The organism is Enterococcus sp. DIV0876 (genome assembly GCF_050529585.1).
In the GTDB taxonomy this organism is placed as follows: domain Bacteria; phylum Bacillota; class Bacilli; order Lactobacillales; family Enterococcaceae; genus Enterococcus_D.
In genome coordinates this window covers 953,576-966,510 of sequence record NZ_CP172882.1, presented here as the reverse complement: position 1 = coordinate 966,510, position 12,935 = coordinate 953,576, and the positions used below count along the sequence as shown (strand labels likewise).

The 12,935-nt window shown below is 38.4% G+C and carries 11 protein-coding genes; 1 reads left to right on the top strand and 10 read right to left on the bottom strand.

The genetic code is table 11. The features are described 5' to 3' along the window. Positions 1-192 precede the first annotated feature (192 nt). The 10 genes from IGI41_RS04470 to IGI41_RS04425 form a co-directional block, all read right to left on the bottom strand. Positions 193-648, bottom strand: a complete 456-nt coding sequence (locus tag IGI41_RS04470; protein WP_430611623.1) for a hypothetical protein — start codon at positions 646-648, stop codon at positions 193-195. A gap of 352 nt (positions 649-1,000) precedes the next feature. Further along, positions 1,001-1,357 carry a hypothetical protein gene (locus IGI41_RS04465; protein ID WP_430611621.1) on the bottom strand — a complete coding sequence of 119 codons (357 nt, stop codon included), beginning with the start codon at positions 1,355-1,357 and terminating at the stop codon, positions 1,001-1,003. A gap of 337 nt (positions 1,358-1,694) precedes the next feature. Next, a complete protein-coding gene (locus IGI41_RS04460; protein WP_430611619.1) occupies positions 1,695-2,483 on the bottom strand; it encodes a SufE protein in 789 nt (262 codons plus the stop codon). A gap of 303 nt (positions 2,484-2,786) precedes the next feature. Beyond that, positions 2,787-3,320 carry a CPBP family intramembrane glutamic endopeptidase gene (locus IGI41_RS04455; protein WP_430611617.1) on the bottom strand — a complete coding sequence of 178 codons (534 nt, stop codon included), beginning with the start codon at positions 3,318-3,320 and terminating at the stop codon, positions 2,787-2,789. A 519-nt stretch (positions 3,321-3,839) separates the two neighbouring features. Then, the gene (locus tag IGI41_RS04450; protein ID WP_430611615.1) at positions 3,840-5,288 is read right to left on the bottom strand and encodes an ABC transporter ATP-binding protein; all 1,449 of its coding nucleotides are present in this window, start codon (positions 5,286-5,288) and stop codon (positions 3,840-3,842) included. A gap of 17 nt (positions 5,289-5,305) precedes the next feature. Beyond that, positions 5,306-5,989 (bottom strand): energy-coupling factor transporter transmembrane component T, encoded by a 684-nt coding sequence (locus IGI41_RS04445; RefSeq protein ID WP_430611613.1) that lies wholly within the window; start codon positions 5,987-5,989, stop codon positions 5,306-5,308. Positions 5,990-6,051: 62 nt separating this feature from the next. Beyond that, positions 6,052-6,651: an MptD family putative ECF transporter S component gene (locus IGI41_RS04440; RefSeq protein WP_430611611.1), complete on the bottom strand. Its 600-nt coding sequence runs from the start codon at positions 6,649-6,651 to the stop codon at positions 6,052-6,054. A gap of 19 nt (positions 6,652-6,670) precedes the next feature. Then, the gene (locus IGI41_RS04435) at positions 6,671-8,410 is read right to left on the bottom strand and encodes an ABC transporter ATP-binding protein (RefSeq protein WP_430611609.1); all 1,740 of its coding nucleotides are present in this window, start codon (positions 8,408-8,410) and stop codon (positions 6,671-6,673) included. Then, positions 8,403-10,160, bottom strand: coding sequence for an ABC transporter ATP-binding protein (locus tag IGI41_RS04430; RefSeq protein ID WP_430611606.1), 1,758 nt, complete (start codon positions 10,158-10,160; stop codon positions 8,403-8,405). Before IGI41_RS04430 ends, IGI41_RS04435 begins: the two co-directional genes overlap by 8 nt. Before the next feature lie 1,000 nt (positions 10,161-11,160). Beyond that, positions 11,161-11,628: an RNA polymerase sigma factor gene (locus IGI41_RS04425; RefSeq protein WP_430611604.1), complete on the bottom strand. Its 468-nt coding sequence runs from the start codon at positions 11,626-11,628 to the stop codon at positions 11,161-11,163. 170 nt (positions 11,629-11,798) lie between these two features. Between IGI41_RS04425 and IGI41_RS04420 the strand changes: the two genes are divergently transcribed. Next, complete coding sequence (locus tag IGI41_RS04420; protein WP_430611602.1) at positions 11,799-12,566, top strand: hypothetical protein; 768 nt, start codon at positions 11,799-11,801, stop codon at positions 12,564-12,566. Positions 12,567-12,935: the final 369 nt, after the last annotated feature.

Sequence of the window (12,935 nt, the reverse complement as noted above, 5' to 3'; positions counted from 1 at the left end):
GATGAGATTAGTAGGCAAACAATTTTCACTTTTTGTGGTCTCTAACACGTTCATTCAGAAAAAGACATCGATCGTCTATGTTCTCTTCTCACTTATATCGTATGCTCACGGATTAATATCCTCGTAGACATATCTATTCTTGCACCTCCTAACCAGTGGTTAAGTTAGTAAAAATCCCATAATTTAAGTAATTCAAATAATAATTTTGTACGCCATGGTCTTTGAAGACACCTTAAATACATTGGTTTTAAAATGAAATCTGTAACCTTTAAAATCTAAAATAGGTTCATTTAATAGATTATCGGTTCTATGTGAAAAATTATAATTAAAATCTACTATTCCTTGAAATTTGAGTATAATCTTAAACGGTGTTTCTAGAGAACTCAATAATAATAATAAACTTGCGTTTTCGTATATATCACTTTCCAGGCCTTCTTCACCGGTTAATATACTCATACTAGTATACGATACAGATCCGTCTAAAGTCAGTGACATACCTGAATAAAACTCCATTTTTTCCACAAATGAATCATGAAAGTTTGCATACTTTTCATTTAAAGAATCTATTTCATCCGAATCATGTATATAATTCCACAAATTAAGACCATCTCCTTTTAGTATATCTCGGATATTTTTGTCCATTACCATAACTATGCTGCCAACTATGCGTTTGTGGCAAATCAGTTCCGTTTAGCATTACCATGTTTGCTGCAATCGATAGCAGCACATGGATTCACTTATTTTCGTAAAATCCCTTTTTTTGTATCCTACCATTTTATCAGGTCATTATGATGTTTTTTTGCCAAATAATAACCTATACCTAGTGCGGCTAACATTGTTGCAATAGGAAAAATTATTTTTGCACTTATATAAATCTTATATCAGCTACTATCACAGAATCCCCATCTATATCAACGTTCACATCGGATTGTTATCCGCGTAGGTATATCCATTCACGGTCAGCTGCTGTATCATTTTTAACACTTTGCAACAGAGCCAATTATTGTAATCTAATAATTTTAATTTTACCAATTTTCAATAATCGATTAAAGTCAACTTTTGATATTGAAAAATATGAGTCAAAAACTCTTTCAGAAAAATCATCTTGAGGTGACAATAGTTGGAAAAAGAAATTACTATCATCTTGAAATAAAATCATAGCTGTGAAATCAAGTAATAAGCCATGTCTGCTTTCTTCTACTTGTAGTAATTCACCTATTTTAAGATCATCTAGTGATTCCATTACGGTTTCATCACTTATATCAAAGTCTAAAGTTCGATCATACTCTTTCATAATAAATGTTTGTTTCAACATTTTTAGTCTAAATATCACAATTGGAGATTTCATTTTTTTCATATTTTGTCCATTCTATTTCTTGTACTAGTGTGCCTGTCTGACATGTTTAATAAATTTATCATAAATGATCTTAACACTGAAATTTTTAAAAAATTTAGTTTTTATCAATTGCAACTCACTTTTGGTCTGAATTTAACTTCTTGCAAATCAAATTTTTTAGGCTGACTCATGGAGGACGAATCATTCACTAACCTTTTTGTCTTCTTCAACTTGACGATCAAAATACTATTAAAAATTTTTTTCTGTATTTATTACTTTGAAGTTTTTATAGCAATTAACTTTATATTTTTGGTTTTAACCCCTATATCCTTATTAACATTTGTCCATTTAGTGTCGTTCATTTTAAAAGTTCACTCATAGTGACTACAATATACATCCCAACTGCTTCTAAAATAATATTTTTTTGACTAGTATGAACATTAAAAATTTCGTGTCCTATTTTTTCACTTATATCTATTTTTCCTGTAAGGCACATAGTTTCATCAAATAGGTAAATAAAATTTTCTGCAAATATACAAATATAATCATTAAAATGACAAATGTCGAATATAGCAGCATCACACACAAATTCTTTTACTTCAGTTAAATGGCTAAACAAATTATATTTAATCATTATTTGTTTTTCTACATCCGTATATGCAATTAGAAAGATGTCTCCATTATCTGATATTGCAGATATGGCCTCTAGGTCAATGAATGACGACGATAGACGATGAGGAAGGACCTCATTATAATTATTTAAATCTATATTGAATTCTACTAGACCATAGTGAGCTCCACCTTTTTCAGAGGACAGTATCCCCTCTTCATTATACGCAACTAATATTCCATTTGGGGATGGTACTATTTTTAGTATTCCGTTTCCTAATGTAATAATAGAATTATCTATAAAGACAGCCTTCTCATCATCCATCGAAAAAAAAAGATACCATTCATTTTTATACATCATAATTTCATGAATGGTAATTTTCTTTTGTTCGAACAGTTCATGCGCAAAAGTATGAATTATTTTGTCGTTTTCAAAAATTTTAATCGCAGCTTTTTCATGAGAAAAGATACATATATTATTTTCTGTGGGTGTAGTTAAAATTGTTATGTTATCTTTTAATGGTAATTCTCGCAGCATTTTGTCCGCCCTTTCGCAGAAATATTATGAATATAAAAAAGATGTAGTTACGCTACCCTATCAATCTCTTATCACGCTACTCTGGTTGTCGTCCAATTACCATTTCTTCTAACATTTTTTTAGAAATCCTTTCTCCTTTGTATCCTGGTCTAATTTTTCTGCTCGACGACATGTGGTATTGGTGGATAGCATATGTCAAAGCAGCGAAATATGCAGAAGAAATATGCTTAATTTTCTTATCTTCTTTCAAATTGAATGACCGAAGACAACGTTTTACGAAATCTATCAGGAAACGAGAAACGATTACCCACCCAACAACAAAGCCATAACCATGACAGTAAAATTATAAACCGCATGAGCAAAAATAGAGTGCCAAATATTTTTCTTACGCAAATAAGCGATCGTTAGAAAGAAGCCAATGATGAGGAATGGAAACAATGCAAGGAGGTTGCCGTTCACGTTGGCACTATGACTTAGTGTAAATAATAGTAGACTGCCTATCGTGGTGAGGATTCTCAACCAGCGCTTTTCACCATCGTAAATAAGGGTATAACGATAAAATATCTCCTCGAAAAATGGTGCGACTATGATGACATGAAACACAGATAGCGCGTTCCTTTGTTCTACTGGAAACTTGAACACCCATGGGTTTCCATCTCCAATAAGAAGCAAATTGATCAACCCAACGCTGAGTATGATCGCGATTGACGTGATGAGACATATTTTGATCAATGGTACGATTTTTACCCTTCTAAAACTTTGTAATAAATATTTGTGGAAGAGGATAATGGCGGCGGCTGAAAGAAGTATTCTGAAGCCTAATTGATCATAGCTCATGAGGTACTTTGCGTACGCGACAGGAACGCCCCTCTTGGTGATAGCACGCCATAGTATAAACAAGATAATCAATACGATTTTTTTCAAAATATTTCCCTCGCGATCTCATTTCAAGTCGTTTACTATTCTATTATATCTTATTGAAAGCGATTAACCAAATACCATTATAATATATTGTCATTTAGATAGTGTGAATCATTTCTGGTTAAAGGATGGATTTGAGAAGGCTGCGGCAGTTATTTCCTCTGAAATCTATCATCCCGGGCCTCGCTTTACCTTCTTTCGCCATACAATCCATTTTCATCTGAGAAAGTAAAAGGCATGTCCTGTTTTCCTTAAGCAAAAAACAGCAAAGCTAGTCATTTCTACTAACTTTGCTGTTTATAGTTGATGCTGTTCGATATGCTTGACCAAGGTCCGACTTTTGTTCATGATCCGCCCTTTTTGTCAGTCAAACAGATGTTGCGGATTTCTACTCATGTTTTTAAACGACCCTCACACCCATCGAATTCTAGTATTTTATATCTTCTTCACGCGATACGCATCCATATTGATTGTGGGACAGCCTAATCGTAAGGCAAATTCAAAATCATGGCTGATGATGATAAAACGAATTCCCCTATCGCTATATTCTTTGATCAATTTTTGCATTCTTTTCATATTACGGGCATCCAATCCAGAAGTTGGTTCATCTAATATCAAATATTCCGGCTGTCGCATCAAGCCAACGGCAAAGGTGACCCTTTGCTTTTGGCCCCCTGATAAAGAAGCGGGATGTTGATCTTTCACTTGTTCCAGGCCAAGTTCTTGTAATAATTTGGCAGCAAGTGCCCGGTTTGCTTGCGTGTTGTCTAACCCTAAAAGTAATTCATTCATCACACTATCTGAAAACAACTGATAATCTGCATCTTGTAAAACAAACCAAAACTTTTGGACTCTTTTCTTCTTTGAAAGCACTTGATCGTTAAAGGTGATGTTGCCGGATTTTTCTTTCTGCAATCCACAAAGCGTCTGAGCAAACGTGGTTTTCCCGATGCCATTTTTGCCTGTTAAAACGACCACTTCACCTTTCTTAATCGAGAGGTTGATTCCTTGCAGCAACGGCTCTTTTCGCAGGCCATGACCGACAGCAAGATGATGCAATTGCAATACATCTGATTCGCTGCGTTCGCTCTCGCTATTTTCCGGCTGCGATGACGCCGCCACAACATCCTTCAAGGTGATAGCAGCACTGCTTCTGATACCAATCAATGACAAATAGTCTGGATCCAATTGTTTAAATTCCCTTTGCGTCCACTGATTGGCTATTGCGCCGTTATCCATATAGACGATACGATCAACGATATCTAATAAATAATAGATTCGGTGATCAGCGATCAATATTGTTTTGCCTTGTTGTTTTAAGGCATTCAGTGCCTTTGCCAGAATCAGACAAGAAGCATCATCAAGGTTTGCTGACGGTTCATCTAGTACATAAATATCTGGATCATGGACCTGGACGGCGCTCATGGCGATTTTTTGCTTTTCACCACTTGAAAGATGCGCTAATTTTTGGTTTCTTAAATCGGTGATTTGGTTTCCTTGCAGCACATCGCTGATTCTTTGCCGAATTATTTTCGCGTCAGTCCCATAATTTTCTGATGCGAAAGCCAATTCATCTAACACATGGGCTGTAAAAAATTGTGCGCGCGAATCTTGAAAAACACTGCCTACATATTTGCCATATTCCCAACTTTCAAATTGTGCAGTATTTTTACCTGACAGATAGATTTCCCCTTCAAGGTCACCTTCAAAATAATTGGGGATCAATCCATTGATCAAGCGGGTCACTGTCGTTTTCCCACAACCTGATCCGCCTGTTAATAGAACACAAGCGCCTTTGGGAATCTCTAAATCAAAATTTTTCAACTGATGCGCTTTTTCGTCATAGGAAAAATGGATGTTCTTTAATTGAATCGCTGCTGTCATTTCACTGTATCCTCCCGTTACATCTTTATCCCTAAAATAAATAGGCTGCCCGCAATCACACAACCAGCAATCAGATAATCAGAAACTCTTAATCGATTGTCGTAGATTGAGGTTCTCTTTTGGGGAGAATCGATTCCTTTGGTCATCGCGGATGCGGCTAATTCATCGGTGATCTTTAAGGTGCGCATCATCAATGGGACAAATGAATATTCAAAACTATTTAAGGGATGCAACCAATTACGGCTTTGTTTGAAAGATAGGCCTCTCAACTGAGCAGAAGACTGGATCGTTTGATTTTCCTTTTTGATAATCGGAAAAAAACGCAGCGTAACAGCCAATGTAATCAGTATATTTCGGGGAATCCCCAACTGTTGTAAAGATGAAATCAATTTACCGCTGGGCACCTCTTGTAAAACTGAAGCAAAGGCGATGACTGGAGAAATCCTTAAAATCAAAAAAACAAACAAACCCAAATATTTGAAGAACTGATACGTGGTTGCTGAAACATACATATTCAGAACATAAAGTATCAGAAGCAAACAAAATAATTTCACAGCCCCCATGTAATGCTGATTGTATAGCAGGTATAGGCCAGCCAATACATTGAGCATCAACAACTGCTGCGTACCCGAAATCAAAATGATACATCCTAAAAAAAGCAACAATAAAAACTGAATTTTTGGATCAATCCTACGCGCCAAGCGCTCCACACCTTTCTTCAAATAAAGGAGCTATAACCATAGCTCCTTGAACAAATATTTTTTTATTTCGACACAAGGCCCGATTTGATGAAGTGTTTTTTCAACAAATGGTAACCAAACCAGCACCCCAATATATTGGCGATGATCAGTAAGACAACAGCTACGATGATCCAAAACGGAGAGGTCATATATTTGATATACGCGTCTTTCAGTGCACCTTGCACATGCATCGTTGAAAAATAATACTCTGCAGAAAACGCGAGAATGATATAGTTGCAAAATCCATAAATCAGATTGTAGATTGTATACGCAATCGTTTGTGCTTTAAGATTTCTGTAATCACCAAATGCCGATAAGATGAGTTCTCCAACCGCAGCCCCTAATATGGCAAATGGCAAAACGAAGGGTGTCCCCATGATCGTATACAATAAACCGCTGATGATACCGAAGGTCAGCAATGTATAGCGTTTGCCAACTTTGAAGGCCAATAAAATATAGATTGGACACGTAAAGAATAAAACAAATGCTGTCGCATAGGGATAGGCCCAAACCAAAAAGGGTGTTGTGAGCACAGATAACGCAATGGAGACGATGAGATTGACCACTGTGTATAGACCGATCGTTAAATAATCTTTCGATGCTAGTTTATGCTTATTTTTCATATATTCACTTTTCCTCCATTCAATTTCTGGAAAATTTCCAATTTTTAGATTCTGTTTGCATATTGACCAAATGTGTATATAAATCACAGGATTGATATAGTTCCGTATGTGTGCCACTGGATACTACCTGACCGTTATTCAACACAATGATTTGATCTGCATGAATGATCGTATTCAATCGATGGGCGATCACGATGACTGTTCGATCTTTGACTAACTGTGCGATTGCTTGTTGTACCGCCCATTCATTTTCTAAATCCAATGCGGCGGTGGCTTCATCCAAAAGGATGATTTCAGATTTTTTCAACAGCGCCCGAGCAATACTGATTCTTTGTTTTTCTCCGCCGGATAGTGTGGAACCTCCCTCACCAACCATTGTCTGATAGCCATCTGGCAGCTGCATGATGAAATCGTGACATTGGGCATCCTTCGCTGCTGCTACTACTTCTTCAAAACTTGCGGATGGATGACCCACCCGAATATTATTCAATATCGTATCTTTAAATAGATAAACATCTTGAAACACCATGGATAGATGCTGGTAAAGATTGTCTGGGTTCACATCATCTAGCTGCTGCTCACCGATAAAGATTTTCCCCTGCTGCACATCATAAAAGCGAGCGATCAATTTCACTATCGTCGATTTCCCACTGCCTGATGGCCCCACCAAAACAGTCAATGTCTTCGGCTGAATCGTCAGATTGATGTCATGGAGAACTTGCACATTGTTGTAGGAAAAATCGACATGGTCAAAGGAAACTGTGAGATCTCCGCTTAGTTCAGCGGTTCCTGTCATCTCCGGCTGATTCCTTATCTCCATGATGCGGTCTGCACTGATCGCGGCATAACGCATTTCTGTATAATTCATCATCAATGCTGTAAATGGATCGTAAATACGACTTGCCACCACAATAAAAATGAGCAAAATTGAGGCATTGATCTGCCCATCGACCAGTAATTTTCCACCAACAAAAATCAGAATCGGCAACCCCAATCGCAGCACAGAGATCGTTGTCATAACTACTGGACCCAATGTTCCTTCAAGTCGGATCGATTCTGTACGCAAACGATCAAACGCTGTTTCGATACGCGAAAATTTTTCTCCACCTAAGGAATATGCTTTGATTTCCTTAATACCTTGCAGATATTCTTGCAGTCTAGATGCACTTTCGACTTTGGCATCCACATGTTTCCCACCCAATTTTTTCATTAAGCGATTTGACAGCTGGACAATCACCAAAACCACCGGAACAAGTGCATAGAGTCCCAGTGTTAATTGCCAATTGATTGTCAGTAAGGTAACAAATGCCATGCACAATAAAATCCCTGCAGAAACTGCTTGCGGCACCATATGGGAGATGGCCGATTCAACTTGTGCATAGTCCCCCAGCATCATGGTGGTCAAATCTCCTGGATCACGTTTATCCAGAAATCCCAAGGAAAGTTTTCGCAAATGATTCGCCAGCGCAGTTCTTCCTTGTGCAGACACATCGTAGGCGGCTAAATACTCTTTGTCATAGGTCACTTTCGAAATATAGAGTTGCAGCACAAACCAAATGAGGCTGGCTACACCTAGAATAACGAACAACCGTGTCTCTAATTGACGATGTCCGCGAAAAGAGTCAAACAATTCATTTATGCCATAAAACGCAATCACCGCGGGTATTAATCGGGCAACAGATTCAAAGGTCGACCAAAAAATAGCTGGCACAAGTTTTTGGGGGTTGCCCGATGATAAATGATAGAAGAACTTAGACATAGGCATGCGGCCCCCAATCTTTTGTTTCTGTATTGATTTCCCAAAGATTCGCGTACAATTGATTGGTTGCCAAAAGTTCTTCGTGGGTACCAACTTGTTCGATCCGTCCCTTGTTACAGACTAAAATTTGGTCGACATGTTGAATCGTCCAAAGGCGATGGGCAATGATCAAGACCGTTTTGCCCACAACCAACGCATTGATTGCTTGTTGGATATAGACTTCATTTTCAGCATCGGCATAAGCAGTCGCTTCATCCAGGACCAGGAACGGAGAATTTTTTAATAATGCACGGGCAATCGAGATTCGCTGTGCCTCTCCTTTTGAGACAAATACGCCCTTTTCACCAATTTTTGTCTGATACCCATCTGGCAGCTTGTCAATAAATACATCACAACGGGCCAATTGCGCAATGCGTTTGACTTCATCAAAGCTTACATCCATATTTCCCATCCGAATATTCGCTTCAATCGTATCATTGAATAATGTGACGTCTTGAAAGACAAAGGATACCTCTTGCATCAACTGATCCGTAGAGACCTCTCTGATATCAAGATTCCCGATTTTTATTGCCCCTTGCTCCACTTCATAAAAGCGCAGCAGCAATTGGGCGATGGTACTTTTACCGCCGCCAGATGGGCCGACGAGGGCATTCATCGTATTGGGCTTCAATTCAAAGTCAACATCTTTTAGGATCGGGGTGTCTTTTGTATAAGAAAAGTGGACATGCTCATATCGGATGCCATTATCTTCAAACACTTTATCTGTCTGCTGTTCTGCCACTTCTTTCACAGCAAACATCTGATCCACCCGTTGCACACCTTCACTGACGTTGCTATATGTGGATGCAGCATACATCAGTTTCATAAAAGGCGCATTTGTTCCAGAAGAAAGAATCACAAACAGCATCACCGTCAGCACCAAGTGGTTGTTTTGCGGATCACGGCTGATCAGATAGGCACCAAATGGTAACACAAATAAAACAACTGATGTGATGAATGTAGTGAACCAAATATAGCACCCTCTGAATTTTTTTGTCCAAGCGATAACCAAAGTACGATAGTCTTGGATACTCTGATGAAACCTTTTGAAATTATTGACGGACAAATCAAATACTTTGACTGCTGGCATCGCCCTGACATATTCCACGCCATTGCTATTCATCTCTTCTAATGCATCATGATACTGTTTGACAGTATTGTCTTTCATGGTTTTCGCCATCAATAGCATATACAGTCCGCCACCAACGAAGAGCGGCACCAAAGAAATCAATCCCAATCGCCAGTCGATCCCTATCATTAAAGCAACATAAATCACAGGAAAGATCACTGCAGAAACAATATCTGGTATTTGGTGGGCAATGAATGATTCCATTTTTTCTACTGCTTGATCAATTGTTTTGATCATTTGCCCACTGGAATGTTGTGTAAAATAACTCATCGGTACTTTGGTCAGGTGCGCCAATAAATCCATCCGAATTTCATATAAAATATCATAAGCGGCTATATGTGAACACATAGAGGACACATACAAAAATAGCAAACTGCCAATTAGGCTAAAGATAGATAACATGCCCCAGTACATCAATGATTGTGCTGTATACGAATGCAGCATCAATTGTTCGATGATTTTGTAGATACAATAAAAAGGGACAAACTGCATAATGGTCGACAGGACAGCAAAAATAGCTGAACTGATCAGAAGGGCTTTTTTTCTTAACAAGTATTTTTTAAGAACGGTTTGGTTTTCCAATTCGGCATCCTTCCTTTTCTACGAATAGACGATTTGTTTTCACTGGTTGAGATGAATAACTGCTGCGTCACGGGCAAGCGCCAAAACACATAGGCGTGTGATACGTTGGACCTCTGTCAGGCAGATATAATCCAAGATAGAATATTCGTTGCAACAATTGAGAATTATTCTCAATATAAATGAAATAAAAATAGCGAAACCGCGTTATTTTAAATGGAACATTTTTTGTTTTGTCAGTTGCACCTGCAGCGCGCAATCCTATCCATTCATTTCTTTGCTTCTAGTATTTACGCACCTTTGCTTATTGAGCTAGGCGATTTCTTTCCATCTATTTTTTTTCGAAATCGTGTTTGTCATTGTTGCTTTTGTTCGGAATGATTTAGCCGCCATCTTTGGCTTTTTGTTCTATTCCGCTGATTCTTGCTGGTTAGGCAAAGTTCTTTCCTATATCAGTGCTCCTTTCCAATCTTAATTACACAAATAGTAATAATTACGATTTGAATGATAGCACATAATATTTCTCAGTACAAGCTATTTTGATATTTTTTGTTATTTAATAGATGTTTGAGTTTTCATATGTTTATCTTGTCAGACATGATTTTTGCTAAACAAATACAGCGAACGTTTGTCTGACCCGACCCAAAGTGAATGGTTATTGTCTCTAACAGCAAACACGACCTTCCTAAAAATCGAGTGTGATTCTAGAAAGGTCTTGTTTTTTATCTATTCCTCTACATTTAGATCAAGCTTTGGGTCAATGTCATCAAACAAAGCGCCTATGGTTTCAAGACTTCCCTTCACCTTCGGCTGCGTGTCAAGAGCCAACAGAAGCTCTGCGAGATCATCTAATCACACACTTAAGGAAAGTGCTTTGACACTTCACTAAAATGCGTTGCCTGCAATCTGCAGAATTGGACCAAACCTGCAGGATTCGATCCAATCTCCAGCATGCACACTTCCCTAATTCTTAGATCGATCTGTTAGCAATCATCCCAATGTCTTATACACCGCCAATAAACCTTTCCCAAGCTGCTTGCATTTTTTTCCGGTAATAGTAACGCTGCTGCTTGCTTTCATTTTCGTTATGGCACTTCATCCACATCTCCTGCTCTTTCGCCGACAATTGCAGCCAAAATTGCAAGAACAAGAGATCACACTCAACTGCTACTTGGGGCTGGTGCATTGGCGGTTCCACTTGCGTCAATAAGACCGGAATCGCCTTGCTTTGTCTTGTCTGCTTTCTTCGCAGATCGATCACACGCCATAACAAGAAGCTAAACAAATAGCCAATCTCATTGTCTTTTTGAAACGATGCTTGATCACAATAGTTTTGTGCCCGCTGATAGAACAATATGCGCACTTCTTGCAAGTAATCCTCATACTCAGGATGGTTGCGGAAAACACCCGCTCGCATCAACACTTTATGAAATAATCCCTCATACTGCTTGATTAGTCTTTCAACATCCATTGATCGTTCATTCCTTTACGTTTGTTTCCGCGCGGTACCCTAAGCGTAACAAAAACAAAGAAATCAATAATCGTCCTGAATCTGTATTTTTTTCACTAATTTTGAATAATTATTGCAAAATAATCCGATGTCTTTTATAGTTAAAGAAAACCCTTTCAAGGAGTGAAGTTATGCCTGAACAGTCCATCGAACACCCCGTTACGTCTCATGTTGAAAGAAGTCATTACCGCCAACCTGTTGAAGAAATGCTGCCTCACTTGCGATTGCCCCTAACTTCAGAAAATACTGACCCGATGCCGTCTGCTTTACTGCCAACCCCTCAAATTCATTTCGACCAAGCCATCTCTTTGATCTTGCCTCTGGCATATTATGACTACGAACAGTGTTTACTGATCTATCAAAACAGCATCGCTTTGGTGACACGCCGCTCCTCAGCCATTATTCAAATGATTTTGTCTCATTATCACCATTTCGATCATCGCATCTATAAAGAAACCATGAATCTCATGCTCACACAACAGCCATCAACCAGACAGTATAAAACACCGATCGCAACCAGTGAATATAGTTTGTTTCCTTTGACCAATGCCAAAAGTCCGGCCACCATCTGGCTCAACCCTGCCAGTGTTCAGAACCTGTCTGCTGGGACCCACGAAACCATCGTTCATCTATTCAACACGATCAGCTTTCGTTCGCCCATCGAACCACGAAGTGTAAGGAACAATATGTATACAAGTTTTATTGCCCACGGCATCATGAAGAGAGATTTTACGCCAACGGTCGTTCAAGAGAACATGAGTCTATATGAATATTTACATTTGCCCTATTCCAAAGAAATCACCAAGATTATCCAAAACACCAGCTATGCAGATATTCCTGGAAAACGCGGCAGTTTAATGGCCTATTACTTCTCGATTTTTAACGAACACACTTATTAAAAATTGACAACGCGCGCACCGCTGCTATCTACTTATACGATCAATAGGCTAAGTTCCCGGGAACGATAAAGTTTGCCTCAATGTCTATTGTGTCGATGGATGATCCATATCGGTGACTTGTTACATGATACCCGATAGAAAAGCTGGTATATTCACTGTATATTAAGCAAAACCGCTGATAGTCCGCTCCCTCATTACGTACCATAGAATGATCAAAAAGAAACCTCCTGTAATCGAGCCCTATGCATGGACTCGATTACAGGAGGTTATTTATTATTTAAGATATAAATATTTCGGAAATAGGTCTCCAAATTATCATATTGCATATTAGTGAAAAGAGACAATTACTTGCACAATGCCTCATTCATC